Genomic DNA, 21945 nt, shown 5'->3' on the forward strand with positions numbered 1-21945 from the left:
ATTAGAAAAATTGCTTACACATTTTTGAATAAATTTGATTAATCGTTAATTAAATCAATAGAACATATCTTGTTTAATCAATAATAGAAACAAGGTATGATGAATATAAATAATAAATTGTTGGTTACTAAATTATTTTATGCAAATTAGCCCATTACTAGAATCATTAATGGAATCCTTGCGTTGCTTGCCAGGCGTAGGACCAAAATCAGCACAACGAATGGCTTTTCATTTATTACAACGCAATCGACAAGGTGGTATAAATTTAGCGCATGTATTGCATGAAGCTATGATTAATATAAGCCATTGTAAGCAGTGTCGTACTTTTACTGAACAAGATATTTGTAATATTTGTGCTAATGTTCGCCGGCAAAGTAGTGGTCAGCTTTGTGTGGTTGAAACACCGGCTGATATCATTGCTATTGAACAAACGGGACAATATAGTGGACGCTATTTTGTCTTATTGGGTCATTTATCACCGCTTGATGGTATTGGACCAACGGATATTGGTCTTGATTTGCTTAAACAAAGATTATCAACAGAGCAAATAAATGAAGTTATTTTAGCTACTAATCCGACTGTTGAAGGTGATGCTACAGCTAATTATATTGCGCAAATGTGTCTTGAATTTAATGTTATCGCTACGCGCATTGCTCATGGTGTTCCGGTTGGTGGTGAACTTGAAATGGTAGATGGTACAACACTATCTCATTCATTTATTGGTCGTCAAAAAATAGAATTTTAATCTTATTTATTTAGTAAGATTGTTTATAGTATAAAATTAACGATTGGATATTTACTTTAAGGTTAAATGGTATAAACACAAGAGGATAGATATGAAGTATAAAGCGGTTGCGTTTGATATGGATGGCACATTATTGGCGAGTAATCGCCTAATTTTACCAGAAACAGTTGATGTACTAAAAAAAATCAGTGATAAAGGTATAAAAGTTATTTTAGTTTCTGGTCGCCATCATTCAGTTATTTATCCTTATTATTATCAACTTAACTTATCAACGCCGGCTATTTGTTGCAACGGATCGTATCTTTATGATTTCGAAAATCATAAAACTTTAGCGGCAAAACCAATGACTAAAGATCAAGCTAATATATTGTTAAATCTAGTTAATCATTATGGTATCCATACTTTGATTTACACTGATAAAATGATGACTTATGAAGTTTTAGACGATCATCTGGAAGGATTTTTTAAATGGGTTAATGCGCTACCTGCTTTTTTACAGCCTGAAATTAAAAAGGTCGATAGTTTTGCAAAGGTGATTGAAGAGTCTAAATCAATATTTAAATTTGCAACAAGTAGTCATAATTTACCCGCATTACAGCAATTTTCGCAAGCAGTGGACAAACTTGATCAGTTTTCGTGTGAATGGTCTTGGTCGAATCGTGCTGATGTTGCGATCAAAGGCAATACTAAAGGTAATGGACTTACTCATTGGGCACAACATGAGCAAATCGATTTAAACGAAATTGTTGCTTTTGGTGACAGTTATAATGACATCAGTATGCTAACGATTGCAGGATTGGGCATCGCGATGGGAAATGCTGATGATGAAGTTAAATCACATGCCAATTATGCAATTGGTGATAATAACAGCCCAAGTATTGCAACTGAATTGAAAAAACTCTTTTTATAAGTAACGTGGTAAATATTGATTGTGTTCGACATTCTTTATCAAGATAATGATTTAATTGCGATTAATAAGCCTTCAGGATGGTTGGTACATCGTAGCTGGTTAGACAAACAACAAACCGTTGTTGTTATGCAAACACTAAGGGATCAAATTGGGCAGCATGTCTTTCCTATACATCGGTTAGATAGACCAACCTCTGGTGTATTATTATTTGCATTATCAAATGACGTTGCGCGTCTAATGTCAGAACAATTTAACTCAAAACAAATTGAAAAAACTTATCATGCAATAGTTCGTGGTTATGTCGATGGTGAAGCAGTGATTGATTATCCCTTGATTGAAGAGATCGATAAAATTGCCGATAAGTTTGCGCAACGTAATAAACCTGCTCAAGATGCTGTAACTTTTTATCGTGCGATTAGCAAAATTGAGATACCTGTCAGTGTTGGAAAATTTAAAACAGCACGATATAGCTTTGTAGAGTTAAAACCTAAGACTGGTCGAAAACACCAATTACGTCGTCATATGAAACATATCTTTCATCCCATTTTAGGCGACAGCAAGCATGGCGATCTTCATCAAAATAGAGCTTTCACTGACTATTTTGGTATTAAACGATTAATGTTACATGCTAGCTGTTTAGCGTTAATTCACCCTATCACACAACAACCGATAGTGATTGAAGCTAAATTAGATCAAAGTTGGCAAAATATGCTTCTTAATTTCAAATAGCTGATATTAAGTATATTGTTTATTTTACCTTTGATTCATCTAGATAAATACGTTAGTATGTTTCGTAAGTATGAGCCATATTTATTATTGCAATATGGCTTAACAGTTTAATACATTTTAAATTATCCCTGTAAGGAAATGAAACAATGAAATTAGTAATGAAATTCTTTAGCGTCTTTTTACTTGCTCTTATAGTCTCTGCATGTTCTTCCGAAGAATCACCAGAAAGAACGGCCGAAAATTGTGTTAAAGCTGTTTATAGCGGTGATCTAGAGACTGTTATCAATCTAATGTATTTACCAGAAGATAAAACTAACAAAAATTTTGATATGAAAGACTTAGTTAAATCAAAAATGCAACAAGTCATAGATAAAGCACAAAAATTGGCTCAAGCACATGGTGGCGTTGATAAAGTTCAAGCTTCCCCTGCTGAATATATCAATGAAGATAAAACGATGGCAAAAGTTAAAACCACTGTCTTTTTCAAAGATAAAACGCAACAAGAGGGTGGGAGTGCAAGTTTAATAAAAATTGATGGTAAATGGTTGATGAATTTTAACTAGTCTATCAATGATTGAATAATCAATATTGTGATAATACAATAAGAAAGGGTAAAGCGTATTTACCCTTTTTTATTAGGAATTGGTTTTGATGAAATATGTTCGCTTTTTTCCTATAATTTTTATCATATTGACGAAGTTGGTTTTGACCAATGTACCGGTTGCTACTGCCGATGTAAATCGTCAATTAACAGCTTCAGTAAAAGTGGGCGATTGGATCTTTAGAAAAGGGATTCAAGTTGATAGTCTTATTGTTAATCAGGTTAGTGGTGGGGATTTTTCACATATTGGTATGATAATATCTATCGAGCCTGAAGTTAAAATTATTCACGCAACAACAAGTGATGATATTAACTATCCAAACCAAGTCATTATTTCTAGTTTAGCCGAATTTATCACTCCAGAGTTTGCCGAAAAATATGCGGTAGCCAGACCTAATTTTTTGTCAGATCGACAAAAGCAGCAAATTGTTGAGGATATTTTAACGAAAAAGGGTGAGGAATTTGTATTAGCATCGCGTGATCACCCCCATTTGTACTGCACTACACTGCTTTTTGATTCCATTGTTAAAGTTCAACCTGATTTTAATCCAGAATGGACGTATTCACATGTTCCGTTATTAACGGGCATTTACTTATTTCCAAATGCGTTTGCTAATTATCCTAATATTACTTGGATCTATAAGTACCCTGAAGTCAATTAAAGTTTCTAGTCATAACTAAATTAAATAATGAGCATTGTATAATAAATCAACATGCTTTGACGATATATTCAGCTTGAATTACACTGTGTAAAAAATCAATTGTTGATAGCAGATTTATTATGATTCCTCGATTATCCATCTCGCCTCAAATAAATGAGGTAACACTTAACTATCTAATAGCGCTTAAAAATTCTGCTTATACAGGTGATATTGAACACAGCTATGCATCACGCCTTAGCATGGCGACAGATAATAGTATCTATCAATTGATGCCTCAAGCTATTTTATTTCCTCGTTCAACTGATGATGTACAATTACTAGCAAGTATAGCTCAACGTGATGAGTTTAAAACGATAAAATTTACCCCAAGGGGTGGAGGAACAGGCACCAACGGGCAGTCATTAAACAGTGGTATTGTTGTCGATCTGTCACGTTATATGAACCGAATTTTAGCGCTCAATATTGAAGAAGGTTGGGTGAGGGTTGAGGCTGGTGTCGTTAAGGATCAATTAAATCAATACTTAAAACCTTATCGCTATTTTTTTGCACCAGAACTTTCAACCAGTAATCGGGCAACCATTGGCGGGATGATTAATACCGATGCTTCAGGACAAGGTTCGATGATATATGGTAAAACATCTAATCATGTTTTGGCACTCAAAGCGGTATTAATTACTGGTGAATTACTTGAAACAGGCAAAAAAAATCTAACCGAAATCGAAAAATTAGCGCATGATTCTTCTATTTATCGTTCTGTTTTTGATTATTGCAAAAATAACCGTCAATTGATTTTAGATAAATTTCCTCAATTAAATCGCTTTTTGACCGGTTATGATCTTAAACATGTTTTTAATGATAATTTGACTGAGTTTGATTTAACACGAATCATAACAGGTAGTGAAGGATCATTAGCGTTTGTCACAGAAGCTAAATTAAATATTATTCCATTACCAAAATATCGATTTTTAATTAATATCAAATATGATTCATTTCAATCCGCGCTAAGTAATGCTCCCTTTTTAGTCAAAGCAGACGCTTTATCTGTTGAAACAGTGGATTCAAAAGTTTTAGGTCTAGCCAAAGAAGATATTATTTGGCAATCCATTAAGGACCTAATTACAGAGGTCGATAATCATCAGATGCAAGGTATTAATATTGTTGAATTTGCTGGTAATGATTTTGATTTTGTCAAAGGGAAAATGGATAAGTTATGCCTGATTCTTGATCAACTTATGTTAGATCATTCAACAGGCATCATCGGCTATCAAACATGTCACGAACTTGGCGAAATTGAAAAAATTTATGCAATGCGTAAAAAAGCAGTAGGTTTGCTTGGTAATGCTAAAGGGGCGCGTAAACCGATTCCTTTTGTTGAAGATACATGTGTTCCTCCTGAGCACTTAGCCGATTATATTCATGAATTTCGAGCATTACTTGATAGCCACAATTTAACATATGGTATGTTTGGACATGTCGATTCTGGGGTATTACATGTTAGACCCGCCTTAGATATGTGTGATCCACAGCAAGAAAAGTTAGTAAAGCAAATCTCGGATCAAGTTGTGGCGCTGACGGCTAAGTATGGCGGTTTACTTTGGGGTGAGCACGGTAAAGGTTTTCGTAGCGAATATAGCCCAGCATTTTTTGGCGAAACGTTATATCATGGGCTTCGTATTATCAAAACAGCATTTGATCCTGATAATCGTCTCAATCCAGGTAAAATTTGTGCACCATTAAATAGTAATGACCCCATGATAAGTATTGAATCAGTCACGCGTGGTTTTTATGATCGACAAATTCCAATTAGTGTAAAACGCGTATTTCATGGTGCCACTGAATGCAATGGTAATGGTCTTTGCTTTAATTTCGATGTTAATAGTCCAATGTGTCCATCAATGAAATTGTCTCAAAACCGTATTTATTCACCGAAAGGGCGGGCAGCATTAGTGCGAGAATGGCTACGTTTGATGGTAGAATTGGGTGTTAAAGAAGATGAACTTAATACATTATTACCCAAGGAACAGAGTCGTTTAGTCAGTTTTGCTAAAAAGCTTGTTTATACTTTACAGGCCAAATTTGGCCAATATGATTTTTCTCACGAGGTAAAAGATTCGATGGCCCATTGTTTGTCATGCAAAGCATGCTCAACACAATGTCCGATTAAAATAGATGTACCTGATTTTAAGGCTCGGTTTTTACAACTTTACCACACCCGTTATTTAAGACCAATGCGTGATTATTTAGTTGGTAATATTGAATCCTATTTACCAATAATGGCTCGTGCCCCACGTTTTTTTAATTTTTTTATGAAAATGTCGGTGACAGAATACCTGACTAATAAAACAGTTGGAATGGCAAGTTTACCAATGTTGTCTTTTCCAACATTAAAAAAACAGTTAATTGGGCATCCTAGCGCAAATGTTAAATTAGAATATTTACAGAATTTATCGGCGACTGAAAAAGCGCAATATGTATTAGTGGTGCAAGATCCCTTTACAACCTATTACGATGCAAAAGTCGTATTTGATTTTGTGTGTTTGATTGAAAAATTAGGCTTCAAACCCGTTGTATTGCCTTTTGTCCCTAATGGTAAGGCTCAGCATATAAAAGGCTTTTTAAAACAATTTGCCAAAACTGCTCAAAATGCTTCTGATGTGTTATCGCAAATAGCGCAATTAAATATTCCAATGGTTGGCGTTGATCCTGCTTTAGTGCTTTGCTACCGTGATGAATATAAATTGATTTTACAAGATAAGTTAGGCGATTTTAGTGTTTTACTGTCACATGAGTGGCTGACGCATGTTTTAACTAAGATTTCAAAACCTAATATCACAATCAGTAATGGTGATAAACAATGGTTTTTACTTGGTCACTGTAGCGAAACGACACAATTACCAGCAAGTAATCAACAGTGGCAATATATTTTCAAGCAGTTTGGCGCACAATTACAACCTATTAGTGTTGGATGTTGTGGTATGGCAGGTACATATGGTCATGAAGTTAATAATTTGCACTCATCGAAACAGTTGTATCAATTATCTTGGCAAAAAGCACTTGAAAAATATCCTAAACAATTTTGTTTAACAACGGGTTATTCTTGTCGCAGCCAAGTTAAGCGCTTTGATAACTATAGTTTAAAACACCCTGTGCAGGCATTATTGGAATTGGTTTCGTTTAATTGTTTAACTTAATGTATCATTGTCATGCTTTAGCATAACTAACTTCATTGATGAATGGTAAATTTAAGTGAGTAGGGCAATGCAAAATAGCCCTTAAATTAATTGTAAGAAGCGCAATAAAATTGCGCTTTTCTATTGGTTATTTGTTAATGAATTATTCTAAGTAGATAGATTGCATTAATTTGAAGTGTTCATCAGTAAAACCAAGCTCTTGCTTGATATAATTACTTGGCGTTCCTGCTACTTTTTTCATGGTATTGAGGATTTCAATTACAAAACTTTCTCGAGTATCAATTAGACTTAGCAGATAACCAAGCACATCTTCATTATCGGTAATCTTGCGATAAGCCGCCATTTTAATTTTATTTCTTTCTAAGCGATTATCGTGTGTCAACATGTAATCATAAATGATGTCATCTTCACTCACACCAAGCATGACTTGAATTAATAATACGCCATAACCTGTTCTGTCCTTTCCGCCACGACAATGCTGAATGCTAGGGCTATTATTGGCATCTAAAACAACGTTGAGCATTTGCCGATAAGCATTTTTAGATTTATCGCTTACTACAAAATTACGATATTGTTCTAGAACTTGTTTGCCTTCGCCATTGACCAACTCTTTTGGTATATCTCGAATAACACTTTCAACTAATGCACGATCTTCATCACTTGGATCGGCGGCAAACTGTGCGGCCAGTTCGGCTGTTTGTGCTGATGCATCTAAATGGAAGGTATGTTTTTCACCGACAAAAGTATTTGGGCTGGTTTTGATTTCGTTTATGCTTCGATAATCAATAATCGTTTTAATCCCTAATGCTTTGATATATTGTTCAGCATCCGGCTTTAAACCATATAAATGATTAGAACGATAAAGTTGTCCCCATTTTACACGTTTACCTGATGCACCTAGGTAGCCACCAAAATCACGAAAATTATTTAGTCCGGTTATAGGTAATGTTCTTTCAGCAAATATGAAGTTATCTTTTCCTGCAATGGTCAAAATTAAATAAATTCGTTTTTTACCCTGTAATGGGTCATCAAAAGTAAAAGGACTTTTTATGTTTTTACTCACTAACGTTTTATGTACAGAGTTGGCATTAGCTTCATCAGTCCAATATAAATCTACAGGTTGGTTTTGATCAATGTTAAACGAGACTTCTAATTGTCCAACTTTATTGCGGATAACTGATGCTATTTGTGTTTTTGTAATCATGATTCATCCTTACTTTAATATACCAAACATTGAAAATATCACGCCAATTACCATGACACCTAAAATCAAAGTAACGGTATATTTTCCTTGAAATTTTTTAACTAAAAAGAATGTAGCCAAGGCAAAAAGTAAGGTCAAACAGTTTGGCATGACTTTATCAAACATCTCTTGTACTTTTATGGATTGTTCACCGACATTAATCGATAGTGGCGTGGATATTTTTACCGTTGTTGCAATTAATGAACCCAAAACCATAACACCTACAACATTAGCTAGATTACTTATTCGTTGAATAATGTTAGAATTTTTAGATTGTTCTATGAGATCAACCCCTTTGTTATAACCATAATGAATAAAAAAGTATTTTGATAGTACATTCACCAGGTTATAAATCAAAAACATTAAAATCGGACCAATAATGTTACCTTGTAAGGCAAAAGCTGCGCCAATACTGCCGCAAATTGGCATCCAAGTAAATTTTAGTAAGCTGTCACCCAGACCTGCAAAGGGTCCCATCAGGCCTGCTTTAACCGATACAACGGCTTCTTTTTCATCTTCGCTGGTTTTTTCTTCCATTGCAGCGGTTACACCTAATATTAATGCACCAGCATTAATTTGCGTGTTAAAAAACTCCAAGTGGCGTTTCATAGCCCGCACACGGGTTTCTTGATCAGCATCATGATAAAGCCGTTCTAATACCGGCGTCATACAGTGGGCGAATCCGATCATCTGCATTTTTTCATAGTTATAAGAAAAAGACATGGTTTGCAGATTCCAAAAGATACGATTAAGATCTTTTTTAGTGATTTTATGTTGAGTGCTCATAGATCATAGTCCTCTTCAGTATTATTTAATGCAGGTTTATTATCTGATTGTTCGGCGTTATTGTTATTACTGTTACCACTTGACGCCATGTCATAAAGCACAGCAAAGGCAAGGGCGATAAAGGTGATTGGAATAATGGGTAACTTCAAATAAGTCGTTAACATAAAACCAAGTAAAAAGAAGAACCACATGCGTCCTTTTAACAACATTAATAATAAGATACAAATACCGACCGCTGGAATTAATTTTGATGCAACGCCCATGCCGTCAATAATACTCTTTGGAATAGCATCAAGAATGGTTTTAACTAAATCACTACCAAAATAAATCGCAATAAAGCACGGCACAGCTCGAATTAAAAACCAGACAGGCGTTGAAAAAAAGTGAACTCTAGCTAGGCCTTTATAACTTCCACTTAATACAGAACGTTCTGCCCATGGATTAAGGAAACAAGCAAACGAACGCCAAATAATGAGTAATTGTTGGCACAGTAAAGAGACCGGCACGCCAAGTGCAATTCCTGTTGCAATACCACCACCTGTTGTAATCCCTAAAGACACACCAATAATTGCGCCTGCAACAATGTCGGGCGCTGAATAAGCCCCTACATTGCCAATACCCATCCACATTAATTCTAGGGTAGCACTAATGGCAAGTCCCTGAACCATATCTCCCATAATAATTCCAGCTACCGTACCGGTTAATAATGGTCTTCGTAGCATTTGTGGTCCGACGTCATCCATCGAACAAATTCCCGCCCAAATGGCGACAAGAATAGCCTGTGTTAACATAAGTTAACCTCCAATTTGATTAGTCATAGCGATAAAAGCGAAAATCAGTTAAGTAAAGTTTTAAGATCAACTACTGGATCTTTTGGTACCATTTGGACTTCAACTTCAACATTATTCGCGATAATATTTCTAAAAGCCTGTTCTTCTTCAGGCGTAACAGATACCGCTCTTGATAATTGATGACGCCCGTCTTGCATGCGCATACCACCAACATTCAATTTTTCTAGCTCAAGTCCGCCCTCGATTAAGGCATTAACATCAATACTATTGGTAAATAAAAGCATAGTACGTTTTTTGATAGGGGTCTTTTTTAAGATATCAATAAATTGTTGAACACCGAAAACCAATACTTTTAATCCTGGCGGTGCTGACATGGTTAGTACTGATTGCTGTACTTTATCCGCAGCGACCTTGTCATTGATTATCAGCACTTGTTCAATATCGTAATTTTTTACCCAAGTAGTAATTACTTGTCCATGGATTAAGCGATCATCAATTCTAGCTACATTAATTGGCATGGTGTTCTCCTTACAGCTCATTAGATTGTTCACGATGAGAATTGAGTACTTGACTAACGTCAATACAACTTTGTGGGAAGGTTTCTTCAATAGCTTGTTTAACGTCTGTGAGTGTTTCTTCTCGATTGTTTAAAACTTCAAGTAATACAGGAATGTTAAAGCCACAAAACAACAATACATCATCATGAGTTAATAAAAGTTCACTAGCAAGATTGCATGGTGTTCCACCAAGAATATCGACTAAAATAATTACACCTTTACCATTATTTAATTTTTGATAACTTTCTTGCATTTGTTGGCGTAAATTATCAATATTGCTATCGATTAAAACCGAAATCACTTGCATGTTTGATTGTTTACCCATCAGCATTTCGGCACATTCAAGTGCACCTTGTGCAAACGGGCCATGACTGGCAAGAATGATTGGTATTTGTGTTTGCATCATCTATTTCCTTTAGCTTTTTAGTAATAATATTACTTTTATGTGTTTTATATTTAGTAATAAAATTACATCTATGTGCGATGTAAGTCATCTCTTTTTTTTAGATTTTTAAAAATTTGTGAACTCGATCATATTTATAAAAAAAAGTGTTTTGGGCTTGGTAAATTGCAATTTAGATAGTGGCATAGTTGAAGTGATAAAATTCACTATCAATATGATTAATAGTGATTAATTAGGTAGGCTAATCAAACATTAGTTTATTGTTTGATCATTGTTTTATTAATGTGGATATTTTCGTTCTTCACGGTGTAGGATTTGTTGTAACAAGCGTTCATCATATTTACGTATAAACAAATTCGTGACTAGCATGTTGATTACCGAAATTTGTGATATTTTGGATCGAATAGGAATTAAGCGAGAAACATGTTCGGTTGATGTGGTATGTAAAATTACCTCAGCAAGAGATGATACCTGGCTTTGTCCCATTTTAGTTATTGCAATAGAACGTACATTGTTTTTTTGAGCTAACTTAAGTAAATCTATGCATTCCGGTGTTTCACCTGAGTGCGATATAATAATAATTAAATCATTGCCGTCTAAATTATTAGCAATACTTTTTTGAATGTGGGAATCGAAATGACAGCTGACATCTTTTTTTATTTTAATGAGTTGATATTCTAATTCCTTACCAACTAATCCACTGCTACTTGCGCCAAAAATAATAATTTTATTGCTATCTATGATTAGGTCGATAGCTTTATTTAATGATTCCAAATTAATCATCGAGTGGGTTTCATCTATTGATGATTTTTCCATTGATTGGACTTTATTATTCACATCTTGCAGGGAATCATTAAGATTGATGTCATCTTGTAACACATCGGTGTTGAGTTTTCGGGGGAGGGAAGAAATAAGATCGACTTTAAAATCACTAAAACCACTATATCCTAATTTATTGCACAAACGCAAAATGGTGCTGGTGCTAACTTGATTTAATTTAGCTAATGATTGAATGCTCATATTTTTTAATGCATCGGTGTTTGCTTGAATAAACGTTGCCACAGCAAGTTCTTTTGCGGACAGATCTTTTTTCACTTCCCTAAGTTTTAAATCAATCATTACCCACCTCAATGTTCAAATCTCATATTTTGAGTATACAAAATTAGTGTATAAATTTGAAAAATTTATAATTAAATCTTATCTATTCTAAATGTGATTTAATTATTTCACGTTGATGCACTCGATAAAATAAGTTTTATTGATGCTGTTGATGGGTAAAATACCACTTAATCATATTCATGCAAATTATTTTGATTTTATCTTATTGTTAACTGAAAGCGAAAATGAGATGAGCATTTGATAAAGCGCTTTAAAAATATTGCTACTAAGGTAACAATTAGCGAGATATGCTAATGTATTTAATAATCAGTGTATTTTTTCAAATATTTTATATTCTTGCATTTTATAAAGTAACGTTCGTTTGCTAACACCTAACGAATTTGCGGTAGTTTCACGATGACCATTATGGCGTTTTAATGCGTTAATAATTAGCTCTTTTTCGTAATTTTTCACTTTGTCTTTTAAGGTGGTACTTGGTGAGTCAGAATCTTTAAAATTCACCGTTAAATCATGCATGTTTTTATTGGCATTTATTTGTGCAGGTAAATCGTTAGCATAGATAAATAATCCGTTTGACATAATCACCGAATATTCAATGGCATTGGCTAATTCACGGATGTTACCCGGCCATGCGTATTGATTTAGTGCTTCTACCGCATCAATTGAAAAATCCAATAAGGCTTTATTTTGTTCGTGGCAAAATTGGTTAGCGAAATAGCGTGCTAATAACATGATATCATTTTGTCTTTCGCGTAATGGCGGTAAATCTAAACTCATAACATTTAAACGATAAAACAGATCTTGTCGAAATTTTCCTGTTTCAACTAAATTTTGTAAGTTACGATTGGTTGCTGTAATTAGTCGAAAATCACTTTTAATTAATTTATTTCCACCCAGCGGTTCAAACTCTTTTTCTTGAATAACTCGTAGTAATTTTACTTGTAGATTAGTCGACATTTCGCCAACTTCGTCTAAAAATAGCGTGCCAAGGTGCGCACGTTCAAATAAACCAATTTGACGCTGATAAGCGCCAGTAAATGCCCCTTTTTCATGACCAAATAGGGTACTTTCAAGCAATGTTTCAGGTAAAGCACCACAATTGATTTTGATAAATGGACCTGTTGATCGGGTGCTGTAGTAATGAATTGTTTTCGCAACTAACTCTTTACCTGTGCCACTTTCTCCGGTAATCAGGACGGTGGTATTGGTTTGAGATACTTTTGCGATATTACGGCACAACTCCATCATATTTAAACTATTGGTTAATATATGCTCTTTATTATCAGAATTGGCTAATTCAATTTGTGGCACTAACGAAATGCCATTTTTTTGCGCTTGACTAAATTCAAGTGTACGACAAATCAACGCTTTTAGTTCGTCTAAGTCAAATGGTTTAACAATATAATCATAAGCACCGAGTTTTAATGCCTCAACAGCAGTGTCGACACTGGCATAAGCTGTCATTAAAATAACATAGATATCAGGATTTATTGTTTTAATTATTTTTAATGCTTCAAGACCACTCATCTTTGGTAGACGATTATCCAACAAAATAAGATCAATGTGTTGTTGTTTGATGATAGCGATCGCTTCTTCACTATTGCTTGCTTCAACAACTTGATAATGTTGTTCTGATAACAAAAGACTTAATAACTTTCGTAAATTTAATTCATCTTCAACAATTAAAATTTTTTCTGACATAGGATCCTTAATTTTTAATTAATAGGTAGTGCGATCTCAACAGTAACACCTGTACTGTTCACATTATTTTTAATTGTGATTTTACCTTTATGAGAGGCAATAATCTTTTGTACTATGGGCAATCCTAAACCAGTACCGGATAGTTTTGTGGTGAAAAAAGGGTTAAATATTTTATTAAATAGTGCTTCGGGAATACCTTCACCATTATCTTTAATACAAATCAGTTGATACTTTTGATTATTCGATAATTTTGTCGAGATTTGTATAATGCCTTGCGCTGGTATTGCTTGAATGGCATTAATAATTAAGTTTAATAATGCTTGTTTAATTAACTCTTTATCCAAATATAAGGTAGATAACTGGTGGTCAAGCGAAAGCTCAATATCAATGTTATTTGAACGGTGTGAAGTGTTTATCAATATTAACACTTCTTCAATTAAGTGGTTGATATTGATTGAACTATAAAAGTTTTTTGATGGGGCTGCAAAGTCTAGTAATTGTTGTATCACGTGGTTAATTGAATCCACCTCGTTGAGAATAATTGTGATGTATTCAGACTTTTCGCTATTGCTGATATTGTTTTGCAAATATTGCACAAAACCGCGTATTGCCGCTAAAGGATTACGAATTTCATGGGCAACACCTGCCATTAATTCGCCTAATGACACAAGTCGTTCTGTTTGTTGTATTAATTTTTCAATCTCTTTTTGTTCGGTAATGTCTTTAAAAATGACTAAGGCGCCAATTATATTGCCTTGATGATCTTTTAAGTGACTGGTGCTAGACGAAATTTTGATAACCTGACCTGACACCGGAAAGTCGACTTCCACACTATTATGATCAATGCCGTTATATAAAGTATCAAGTAGTGGACTTTTAAACTCTTTATCATCTAATAATGTTGAGTAGGGCTTACCCAAAACTTGTTTTAATTGATATCCGGTCATTTTTTCAGCGGCAGGATTAAGCATGGTAATTGCACCGTTAATATCGATAGTAATGACTCCGTCTAAGCTGTTTTCTAAGATTAGTTCATTGATTGTTTTGGTTTTACTCAATGTTTCGGCAAGATTATTTATGCCAGTGACAATTTCATTTAATTCGCCACGTATCGCAGGCAGATGTAAGGTAAGATCAAAGGGTAATGCATGCAATCCATGTTTAATGACATCGATATCCGAATTGAGTTTTTGTGATAAAATCCAAGCAATTAAAATGCAACTTAACATGCACAAGATACTGATAATAATCACATTTTTATCAAAAACGAAAGTTTGTTTTTCAATGTCATCAATCGTTTCATTTGCCCAAATATAGCCTAAAATTTGATTATCACGCACAATGGGTATCATGGCATTCATGATGTTGCCTCTGACTTGTTTACCAATATCAACCATACTATGACCGCTATTCATTACTTCTCGCCCTTTATGCGAAGCAGCTATTGGTTTGCCTACATTGTTTCCATAAGCTGATTTAGGGGCATAGACAACAATTGCATCTAATTGTTTATGATAATAGCCAGCAGCAATTTTAGGCATATTGGCTAAGAGCGGTTCTATTTTAGGTGAAAGATATTGATTTATTTGTTCGATTTGCTGTTGATGAGAAAGATTTGTGTCAATTTTATGGTAAGCATCATCCAATAATAGATCAAGCATTTGGCTAATAGCGTATAACTTTTGACTTTTTTCTTGGTTAAGAAGATTGCGACCTTCTTTGTCGATTAATACGGCAAAGATAATTATAGAAAAGCAAGAAAGTAACGTAACCAATAAAAAGATACGCGCGCTAATTTTATCGGGGTATAATTTTTTGAAAAAACTAGACGGCATAAATACTTTGATATCCTTAATCATCCATTATTTTTAATAGTTGTTATATATTTATCTTAAATTTAATTGTTATTCCTGTAAGTGATTATGCATTAAATCACTCGTGCTCACAAGGTCAGTGGAATAGGAATGATCGCCTAAACCACCAATTTTTATCTAATTATTAATTATTTACATGTTAGATTGTCTTTATTTTCAATAACGTTCGATAATGACCGTAGTGCCTAATCCACCACCAATACATAGGGTTGCAAGACCTAATTGCTTATCATGATGAATCATTGAGTAAAGTAAAGTGACTAAAATGCGTGCACCACTTGCCCCTATAGGATGACCAAGTGCAATAGCTCCACCATGGATATTGGTTTTATCAAGAGCAAGATTGAGTTCTCGACCAACGCCTAAAAACTGAGCGGCAAAGGCTTCGTTAGCTTCGATTAAATCAATATCAGAAAGGTTTAGTCCAGCTTTTTGTAGCGCTAATTGAGTTGCGGGCACCGGTCCTAATCCCATAACACTAGGAGCAACTCCACCTGATGCGTAACTACGGATATATGCTAATGGTTTTAGCCCTAACTCCTTGGCTTTGCTTTCCGACATGATAACTAATGCGGCGGCACCATCATTGATACCTGAGGCGTTGCCGGCAGTCACTGTACCGTCTTTTTTAAAAGCAGGGCGGAGTTTAGTTAATGCCTCTAAACTGGCATCAAATTTAGGATGTTCATCTTGATTAAAGATAATATCCCCTTTACGGCTACTCACGGTTACTGGCACTATTTCATCAACAAACATTCCATTTTTAATTGCTTGAGAGGCTAACTGTTGAGAACGTAACGCAAGCTGATCTTGCTCTTGGCGAGTGATATTATATTGCTGAGCAACGTTTTCTGCTGTGATTCCCATATGGTAATGATGCGTTGCGCAAGTTAAACCGTCGTTAACTAAAGTGTCATAGAGTTCGGCATTTCCCATTTTTAATCCCCAACGAGCTTTGCTGTTGATTAAATAGGGCGCTTGTGACATGTTTTCCATCCCACCGGCAACGACGATATCGTTGTCACCGGCCAAAATACTTTGTGCGGCTAATTCAACTGATTTTAACCCACTACCACACACTTTATTGACGGTGAAAGCAGGAACCCTATTAGCAATATTTGCCTTTAACGCTGCTTGCCTAGCAGGATTTTGTCCTAAACCGGCTTGTAATACATTCCCCATAATCACTTCATTAACTAAATTGGCGTCTAATTTTGCGCGTTTTAACGCTTCTTGTATGACAATTGCACCCAATTCAATAGTACCAACTGATACTAATGAACCATTAAAAGTGCCTATTGCTGTTCGGGTGGCGCTAACAATTACTGCTTTTTTCATAATTTACATCCTTTTATTGGTAATCAAAAAAAGTACAAACCGATGAGAAATATTGGAGTAGTAAAGATTAAGGCTGTCATGCAATAGCCCATGATGTCTCGTACCCCTAATCCCGCTATTGCAAGAGCAGGTAAAGCCCAGAATGGCTGTAACATATTCATCCACTGTTCACCATAGGCAATGGCCATGGTTGATTTACCTAAATCTGCACCTAACGCTTGCGCAGCAGGAATGACAAACGGTCCTTGAATAACCCAGTGCCCACCGCCAGAAGGCACAGCAAAGTTAATGATGCCTGAACTGAAAAAGGTCCAAATTGGGAAGGTATCTTTATTAGCAATATTGATAAAAAATTCCGTAATTAATCCACCTAAACCTGAGTGTTCCATCATTAACTGGATGCCTGCATAGAATGGAAATTGAATGATGATTCCTGCGGTACTTTTAGCTGCATTAGACACCGCGCGCATATATGCCATTGGTGTACGGTGTAATAAGATCCCCGCAGTTAAGAAGATTAGATTGACCGTGTTGATGGTAATGTTAAAGCCATGATTGTAAAAATAGATGGCTAAATAGCTAATCCCTAGTACACCGATCAATAACGATAATATTTTGCTCTCTTCTAATTTTTCAGCTGCTGTTGCTGTTTTGCGGTCGATCTTTTTCTGAAAATCAGGTTCAGGAGCCAGTAATTCTGGATTAACAGTATGAATCGAATCATCTTTACGAATCATAAAACGTACTAAGATCGGTAAACAAATGACTAACATGACTGTAATAAAAATATTACTTGCCGAGAACATTGTGTGTGAAATAGGGATAATCCCTTGAGGATTACTTTCTGATACCATAAAGTGAGAAACAGGATTATTCGGCGTAGCAGCCATTAATGGCATCGAGCCTGATAAACCGCCCCCCCAAGTCATAAAAGCAATATAGGCACATGCAATTAACAAACCATAATCAACATTTTTCACTTGTCTTGCCACTTCTTTGGCTAACATAGCGCCTACAACCAATCCAAATCCCCAATTTAAAATACAGGCTATACAACCAACAAAAGTAACAAGCATGGCTGCTTGTGTTGGGGTTTTTGCCAATGAAGCAATTGAGACTAAAATGGCTTTAACTGGGGGAGAGCTTGCCAAAGCATGGCCTGTCACAACAATCAGTGCCATTTGCATACCGAATGCTAGTAGGTTCCAAAAACCATCTCCCCACATTTTAACTAAGCCAAGAGGTTGTGAATCGGTTAATCCCCATGCCATAAAAAAGATAACAAAGGTAAGTAATAATGCAAAAATGAGTGGATCAGGTAGATATTTGCTAACTAAACTCGTGGTATATTTTGATAATCGAGAGATCATATTGCATTACTCCTCATGACCAATTGACATGGTTTTTAACTTTTCAGCAATTAAAAACTCAGCTTGTGTTTTACTTTTGATTGTGGCTAAATCGATTCCATTTGCCATTTCAATTAAGTAAAGCTGGCCATTGCGAAACTCAAATACCGCAAGTTCGGTAACAATCATGTTTACTTTTCCTTTGGCGGTGAGTGGTAAAGTACAATGGCGTAATATTTTTGCTTCGCCATTTTTAGTGCAGTGCTCCATGGCAATAATCACTTTTTTAGCGCCTGTGACTAAATCCATCGCTCCGCCCATTCCGGGTACCATTTTGCCGGGTACCATCCAATTGGCTAGATTGGCATCTTGGTCAACTTCTAAACCACCTAACACGCATGCATCAACATGACCACCTCGAATTAATACAAAAGAAAATGCACTATCAAATGTCGCACCACCTGCGATGATGCCACAAGGTTGTCCTCCGGCATTGACAATGTTTGGATGATCAATTGTTTTGGGTCCTAAGCCTAAAAAACCATTTTCCGATTGCAACGTGATATGAACATCTGTCGGCAAGTAATTCACTACTTGAGTTGGCAAACCAATTCCTAAATTAACGACATCGCCATCTTTCAGTTCTTGTGCGACACGTCTAGCTATTAACTCTTTATTATCCATTATGATTCTCCTTAATTATCAGAACTGACTATGTAATCAACAAGTGCTGCTGGCGTCATAACGGCATCTGGGTCGATTTGACCAATTTCGAGTAAATTATCCACCTGAGCAATTACGGTATTTGCGGCTGTTGCGATTAAAGGATTGAAATTGCGAGCTGAGTATTGATAAACAAGATTACCGCTATAATCGCCTTGATAAGCTTGAATAATTGCCAAATCGGCATGGATAGGGAGTTCTAACAAATATTTAACCCCATTAATGGTCAAAATTTGCTTACCTTCTTCAACGATTGTTCCAACACCAGTTGGGGTTAATACGCCACCTAAACCAGCACCGGCAGAACGAATTCTTTCAGCAAGCGTACCTTGTGGAACTAATTCAACGTCGATTTCACCTGCAATCATTTTTTTTCCGGTTTCAGGGTTCGTACCAATATGTGAGGCGATTAATCTTTTTACGCGATTATTGGTGATTAACGGACCAACGCCAGTATCGACAAAGGCGGTGTCATTACCAATTAAAGTCAAATTTTTCACGCCTGAATCTAAAATGACTTGGACGATTTTTTCAGGTGTGCCACATCCCATAAATCCTCCAAACATAATTGACATGCCATCTTTCAAATGCGTTTTAATTTGTTCTGAGTTTATTAATTTTTTTTTCATCCATTTCCTCCATGGTATAAAACCAAAATAGTTGTTATTACAATTTCAATTGCAAATGCCATACCACATCAGATAAGAGGATAGGAATTTAATTTATTTATTTGATTCAAAAGTATTTAATCTGATTTTTATATTGAAAATAAAAGTGACTTTAGGAAATAATTTGCATATAAGTGCAAAATTTATTGCGTGAGTAAAGAATGGAAAAATGACCAAGAACTGCATCGGTATGGGCTAGCCACTATTTTTTAAAACATACGTTATTGCGTATCTTTTTTCACAGATAAATTCTATTTTTAAAAATTTAACCCCAAAACACATGACTGCTGTAATTATAGTCTATTTAAACTTGACGTCTAAACAAGGCAATGCTAATATTTGCCACCTATTCAGATAGACCCCTACGGCGCGTTGGCAGAGTGGCCATGCTGCGGATTGCAAATCCGTCTACCTCGGTTCGACTCCGGGACGCGCCTCCATTAAAACATCCAGAAAATCAATAAATTAAATAATTAATCACTCAAAAAATTAAAACACTTGGAATATACTTAGAATATACAGTTAGAATAAATCTTCTTTATGAGTGGGTTTAACATCGGTGTAACTTTGACATTTCTGTCATAGGTATTAACTTGTTTTGGTGATTGATTGAGTTTAATTTTAGGTCTTGTTTTATGTTGTGAGTATGCTTGTTATTTTTATTGATGGCATCACACATTCATTAACTATAGCAAAATGATATGTTTTTATATTATTAAATTATATCGCTTGTCGATAAAAGCTCCCTAATCATTAGCTTACTGTTGAGGTGGTTGACTTTCATCAATTTTGTTTAAATAATTGTTTCGATTTTCCTAATCTTTAATAGCGATCACATTAGAATATTTGTTCTAAATCTTATCAACTTGTTAAATAACTAACATTCTTGTTTAATTTTGTTATTAAGTTGATTTGTTTTGATAAAACCTTGTCACAGCTAAAAACTGTTAATTTGACTGTTTTTTTACTATTTATTTTTAAATTAAGAAAATATTTATGCGGATTCCAGATATAAAAAAATCCGCATGGGATGGGGGGAGATAGAAGCTTATTATTGTAAGTTATTTTCATTCCGTTTTTTCTGTAATGCTGATTCAAGTTTTAATGTTTGGTACTGTACTAACATTAAAGGTAAACCAAAAGACCAAATCAACGCCAAACTGGCAAAAAATATGTAGGCATATTCAAATAAAAGTTTAAAAATAGAGGAGCCATACTCTGGCAAAATCATACTGATGAATAGCAAAATTAACGTTATAAAATAACAATAAAATAAACAACAAGCTTTAATTAGCTGAGTAGATGGCTTTTTTATCATATAAAAAGCTTCACGCCAATTTTTTGTGCTCAAAATTTCAGATGGATCACCAATAATTGTAATAATAGTTACTAGAAAACCACTTAGTATTGAATACAAACTGACCAGCAAATTAATAGCATCTGAATTATTAATTATATAATCCTTGCCTAAATAAGACATGAAAGCACTCAATGAAATGGTTAGTATAAATTTCATTATATTCACTGTAACCTCCTGACCAATGGTTACTGTTTATTTGTACAGTGTTATTTGTTAATAATACCACTTTTTTCAAGTTCTACATAATAATTTTTCAGGCAATCCCAAGCGCTGATCGTATTCATAGTTTTACCATTTCTATCAACTTTTACAGATTTTTTTATCTTTAAATCATCAAAAGTTATTGTATTCCCAGATCGTGTTTTTATAGAATAACCATCTTCTTCATCATTTACAAAAGCTGTTCCTAGCTCACATAACTGTTTAGATGATATTTGTTTATCTTTATGGTTTAAATTAAAGGTCAAACCGACTTTCATGTTTGCTAATTCTTTAATGTTAGTTTCGTCATTTCGATTAAAAAGGCTTTTCAATGCATCTAATATACCTAACGCAATTTGATTTTTAGTCTTGCGATCTTTTTCTTTTGCATATTCCAGTGATGCTTTATATAAATTTATATTTAAATTAATGTAAGACACGCCATCTTTATTTATTAATTTAATTTTATCCTCATTTGCAGTTGGCATAAATCTCATGCATGAAGGATTTAAGTTGAAATTATCTGCTATTAATAATTTTAAATGTTTAAATGCGGCTGAAATTCCCATTGTACATGGGCAGCTAATTATATCGTTTTCATAAACTAAAATACATGCACCTCCATCCATCCAATTCTGGTTATTGGGTGGTTCAATTGAGTCTATTTCTACAGTTATTTCTTCGGAAGGTGATGGCACTGTATTGGCTGTTGATGTAGGTTCGTAAAACGCTATATGTAAAAGTAAGATATCTTTTTCTTCAAGTCTTTCATTGACTAGTTTACCAAACTCGGATTTTGTAATATAACTTTCTTTATCATCCATGTTAATTTTTCGTAAAAGTGTATTCGTTTTTGACTCAAGAATTTTTTTTAATGTTTCCTGAAGATTTAAATCAGGTTTTTCCTTATCGTCAATATCAATCCAACAAAATCGATGATAATACATTGTTCTGCTTATTGTGTTATTTTTTGCCATTTTTCTTTCCCATATCC

Annotated in this window: 20 protein-coding genes and 1 tRNA gene; 7 read left to right on the forward strand and 14 right to left on the reverse strand. The window is 34.7% G+C overall.

Annotated features, from left to right (window positions below):
* Positions 1-139: 139 nt before the first annotated feature.
* From recR to J3U56_RS05500, 6 genes are all read left to right on the forward strand, one after another.
* Positions 140-745 (forward strand): recombination mediator RecR, encoded by a 606-nt coding sequence (gene recR / locus J3U56_RS05475; RefSeq protein ID WP_267332631.1) that lies wholly within the window; start codon positions 140-142, stop codon positions 743-745.
* A gap of 91 nt (positions 746-836) precedes the next feature.
* On the forward strand, positions 837-1655 hold the full coding sequence (locus J3U56_RS05480) for a pyridoxal phosphatase (RefSeq protein WP_267366979.1): 819 nt from the start codon (positions 837-839) through the stop codon (positions 1653-1655).
* Between the two features lie 21 nt (positions 1656-1676).
* A complete protein-coding gene (gene truC / locus J3U56_RS05485) occupies positions 1677-2384 on the forward strand; it encodes a tRNA pseudouridine(65) synthase TruC (protein ID WP_267366981.1) in 708 nt (235 codons plus the stop codon).
* 146 nt (positions 2385-2530) lie between these two features.
* A complete protein-coding gene (locus J3U56_RS05490) occupies positions 2531-2947 on the forward strand; it encodes a DUF4878 domain-containing protein (RefSeq protein ID WP_267332634.1) in 417 nt (138 codons plus the stop codon).
* Between the two features lie 88 nt (positions 2948-3035).
* Positions 3036-3647, forward strand: a complete 612-nt coding sequence (locus J3U56_RS05495) for a YiiX/YebB-like N1pC/P60 family cysteine hydrolase (RefSeq protein WP_267332635.1) — start codon at positions 3036-3038, stop codon at positions 3645-3647.
* A 119-nt stretch (positions 3648-3766) separates the two neighbouring features.
* Entirely contained in the window at positions 3767-6838 is a 3072-nt protein-coding gene (locus J3U56_RS05500) for an FAD-binding and (Fe-S)-binding domain-containing protein (RefSeq protein ID WP_267366983.1), read from the forward strand.
* Between the two features lie 142 nt (positions 6839-6980).
* On the opposite strand, the gene J3U56_RS05505 is transcribed toward J3U56_RS05500, so the two are convergent.
* From J3U56_RS05505 to atoD, 12 genes are all read right to left on the reverse strand, one after another.
* On the reverse strand, positions 6981-8042 hold the full coding sequence (locus tag J3U56_RS05505) for a tyrosine-protein phosphatase (protein WP_267366985.1): 1062 nt from the start codon (positions 8040-8042) through the stop codon (positions 6981-6983).
* A 9-nt stretch (positions 8043-8051) separates the two neighbouring features.
* Positions 8052-8867: a PTS system mannose/fructose/sorbose family transporter subunit IID gene (locus J3U56_RS05510; protein ID WP_065635003.1), complete on the reverse strand. Its 816-nt coding sequence runs from the start codon at positions 8865-8867 to the stop codon at positions 8052-8054.
* On the reverse strand, positions 8864-9658 hold the full coding sequence (locus J3U56_RS05515) for a PTS mannose/fructose/sorbose/N-acetylgalactosamine transporter subunit IIC (protein ID WP_267332638.1): 795 nt from the start codon (positions 9656-9658) through the stop codon (positions 8864-8866). Before J3U56_RS05515 ends, J3U56_RS05510 begins: the two co-directional genes overlap by 4 nt.
* Positions 9659-9702: 44 nt before the next feature.
* Positions 9703-10176: a PTS system mannose/fructose/N-acetylgalactosamine-transporter subunit IIB gene (locus J3U56_RS05520; protein WP_267332639.1), complete on the reverse strand. Its 474-nt coding sequence runs from the start codon at positions 10174-10176 to the stop codon at positions 9703-9705.
* A 10-nt stretch (positions 10177-10186) separates the two neighbouring features.
* Entirely contained in the window at positions 10187-10618 is a 432-nt protein-coding gene (locus J3U56_RS05525) for a PTS sugar transporter subunit IIA (protein WP_267344235.1), read from the reverse strand.
* 279 nt (positions 10619-10897) lie between these two features.
* Positions 10898-11737 carry a MurR/RpiR family transcriptional regulator gene (locus J3U56_RS05530; protein WP_267332641.1) on the reverse strand — a complete coding sequence of 280 codons (840 nt, stop codon included), beginning with the start codon at positions 11735-11737 and terminating at the stop codon, positions 10898-10900.
* Between the two features lie 306 nt (positions 11738-12043).
* Positions 12044-13438, reverse strand: coding sequence for a sigma-54-dependent transcriptional regulator (locus J3U56_RS05535; RefSeq protein WP_267366987.1), 1395 nt, complete (start codon positions 13436-13438; stop codon positions 12044-12046).
* Positions 13439-13452: 14 nt separating this feature from the next.
* A complete protein-coding gene (atoS, locus tag J3U56_RS05540) occupies positions 13453-15273 on the reverse strand; it encodes a two-component system sensor histidine kinase AtoS (protein WP_267366990.1) in 1821 nt (606 codons plus the stop codon).
* 195 nt (positions 15274-15468) lie between these two features.
* Positions 15469-16650 (reverse strand): acetyl-CoA C-acetyltransferase, encoded by a 1182-nt coding sequence (locus J3U56_RS05545; protein ID WP_267344232.1) that lies wholly within the window; start codon positions 16648-16650, stop codon positions 15469-15471.
* A 23-nt stretch (positions 16651-16673) separates the two neighbouring features.
* Entirely contained in the window at positions 16674-18020 is a 1347-nt protein-coding gene (locus J3U56_RS05550) for a TIGR00366 family protein (protein ID WP_267344231.1), read from the reverse strand.
* 6 nt (positions 18021-18026) lie between these two features.
* Positions 18027-18683, reverse strand: a complete 657-nt coding sequence (locus J3U56_RS05555) for a 3-oxoacid CoA-transferase subunit B (RefSeq protein ID WP_267366992.1) — start codon at positions 18681-18683, stop codon at positions 18027-18029.
* An 11-nt stretch (positions 18684-18694) separates the two neighbouring features.
* Complete coding sequence (gene atoD / locus J3U56_RS05560) at positions 18695-19351, reverse strand: acetate CoA-transferase subunit alpha (protein WP_267366994.1); 657 nt, start codon at positions 19349-19351, stop codon at positions 18695-18697.
* A gap of 405 nt (positions 19352-19756) precedes the next feature.
* On the opposite strand from atoD, the gene J3U56_RS05565 reads away from it, so the two are divergent.
* Positions 19757-19830: transfer RNA gene (locus J3U56_RS05565), tRNA-Cys, on the forward strand.
* 611 nt (positions 19831-20441) lie between these two features.
* Here J3U56_RS05565 and J3U56_RS05570 read toward each other — a convergent pair.
* On the reverse strand, positions 20442-20915 hold the full coding sequence (locus tag J3U56_RS05570) for a hypothetical protein (RefSeq protein WP_267366996.1): 474 nt from the start codon (positions 20913-20915) through the stop codon (positions 20442-20444).
* A 41-nt stretch (positions 20916-20956) separates the two neighbouring features.
* Positions 20957-21928: a hypothetical protein gene (locus J3U56_RS05575; protein WP_267366998.1), complete on the reverse strand. Its 972-nt coding sequence runs from the start codon at positions 21926-21928 to the stop codon at positions 20957-20959.
* Positions 21929-21945: the final 17 nt, after the last annotated feature.

This window comes from Gilliamella sp. B2824, assembly GCF_026536245.1.
GTDB lineage: Bacteria > Pseudomonadota > Gammaproteobacteria > Enterobacterales > Orbaceae > Gilliamella.

Excerpts from the sequence above, each read along its gene's own strand:
- recR (WP_267332631.1), top strand. The coding sequence starts at position 140 with ATGCAAATTAGCCCATTACTAGAATCATTAATGGAATCCTTGCGTTGC.
- J3U56_RS05480 (WP_267366979.1), top strand. The coding sequence starts at position 837 with ATGAAGTATAAAGCGGTTGCGTTTGATATGGATGGCACATTATTGGCG.
- J3U56_RS05490 (WP_267332634.1), top strand. The coding sequence starts at position 2,531 with ATGAAATTAGTAATGAAATTCTTTAGCGTCTTTTTACTTGCTCTTATA.
- J3U56_RS05495 (WP_267332635.1), top strand. The coding sequence starts at position 3,036 with ATGAAATATGTTCGCTTTTTTCCTATAATTTTTATCATATTGACGAAG.
- J3U56_RS05500 (WP_267366983.1), top strand. The coding sequence starts at position 3,767 with ATGATTCCTCGATTATCCATCTCGCCTCAAATAAATGAGGTAACACTT.
- J3U56_RS05505 (WP_267366985.1), bottom strand. The coding sequence starts at position 8,042 with ATGATTACAAAAACACAAATAGCATCAGTTATCCGCAATAAAGTTGGA.
- J3U56_RS05510 (WP_065635003.1), bottom strand. The coding sequence starts at position 8,867 with ATGAGCACTCAACATAAAATCACTAAAAAAGATCTTAATCGTATCTTT.
- J3U56_RS05515 (WP_267332638.1), bottom strand. The coding sequence starts at position 9,658 with ATGTTAACACAGGCTATTCTTGTCGCCATTTGGGCGGGAATTTGTTCG.
- J3U56_RS05520 (WP_267332639.1), bottom strand. The coding sequence starts at position 10,176 with ATGCCAATTAATGTAGCTAGAATTGATGATCGCTTAATCCATGGACAA.
- J3U56_RS05525 (WP_267344235.1), bottom strand. The coding sequence starts at position 10,618 with ATGCAAACACAAATACCAATCATTCTTGCCAGTCATGGCCCGTTTGCA.
- J3U56_RS05530 (WP_267332641.1), bottom strand. The coding sequence starts at position 11,737 with ATGATTGATTTAAAACTTAGGGAAGTGAAAAAAGATCTGTCCGCAAAA.
- J3U56_RS05535 (WP_267366987.1), bottom strand. The coding sequence starts at position 13,438 with ATGTCAGAAAAAATTTTAATTGTTGAAGATGAATTAAATTTACGAAAG.
- atoS (WP_267366990.1), bottom strand. The coding sequence starts at position 15,273 with ATGCCGTCTAGTTTTTTCAAAAAATTATACCCCGATAAAATTAGCGCG.
- J3U56_RS05545 (WP_267344232.1), bottom strand. The coding sequence starts at position 16,650 with ATGAAAAAAGCAGTAATTGTTAGCGCCACCCGAACAGCAATAGGCACT.
- J3U56_RS05550 (WP_267344231.1), bottom strand. The coding sequence starts at position 18,020 with ATGATCTCTCGATTATCAAAATATACCACGAGTTTAGTTAGCAAATAT.
- J3U56_RS05555 (WP_267366992.1), bottom strand. The coding sequence starts at position 18,683 with ATGGATAATAAAGAGTTAATAGCTAGACGTGTCGCACAAGAACTGAAA.
- atoD (WP_267366994.1), bottom strand. The coding sequence starts at position 19,351 with ATGAAAAAAAAATTAATAAACTCAGAACAAATTAAAACGCATTTGAAA.
- J3U56_RS05575 (WP_267366998.1), bottom strand. The coding sequence starts at position 21,928 with ATGGCAAAAAATAACACAATAAGCAGAACAATGTATTATCATCGATTT.